Source organism: Hafnia psychrotolerans (assembly GCF_014639435.1).
Lineage (GTDB): Bacteria > Pseudomonadota > Gammaproteobacteria > Enterobacterales > Enterobacteriaceae > Ewingella > Ewingella psychrotolerans.
Genome location: NZ_BMFZ01000029.1, coordinates 1 through 614, shown reverse-complemented (window position 1 = coordinate 614; position 614 = coordinate 1). Strand labels below are relative to the sequence as shown.

General features: G+C 47.9%; 1 protein-coding gene. It reads right to left on the bottom strand.

Annotated features, from left to right (window positions below; genetic code table 11):
* Nucleotides 1–614: EF-Tu/IF-2/RF-3 family GTPase (locus tag IEV89_RS21545; RefSeq protein WP_229746560.1), on the bottom strand; the 614-nt coding region annotated here is incomplete at both ends.

The following is a 614-nucleotide window of genomic DNA, read 5'->3' as shown; positions in this document are numbered from 1 at the left end:
CCTTTGAAGAACGGAGTATGACGACCGCCTTCATCTTTGCTCAGGATATAAACTTCTGAGTCAAAGGTAGTGTGTGGTTTGATTGAACCTGGTTTAGCCAATACCTGACCACGTTCGATGTCTTCACGTTTAATACCACGCAACAGAACACCAACGTTCTCGCCTGCACGACCTTCGTCAAGCAGTTTACGGAACATTTCAACGCCGGTACATGTAGACTTAACGGTGTCCTTGATACCAACGATTTCAACTTCTTCGCCTACTTTCACGATGCCGCGTTCTACACGACCAGTCACAACGGTACCGCGACCAGAGATAGAGAATACGTCTTCGATTGGCAGCAAGAACGGCTTGTCGATAGCACGTTCTGGTTCTGGGATATAGCTATCCAGGTAACCTGCCAGTTCAATGATTTTTGCTTCCCACTCAGCTTCGCCTTCCAGTGCTTTCAGCGCTGAACCACGAACAACTGGGATATCATCGCCTGGGAAATCGTAAGCAGAAAGAAGTTCACGAACTTCCATCTCTACCAATTCCAGCAGCTCTTCGTCATCTACCATGTCGCATTTGTTCATGAATACGATCATGTAAGGAACGCCAACCTGGCGACCCAG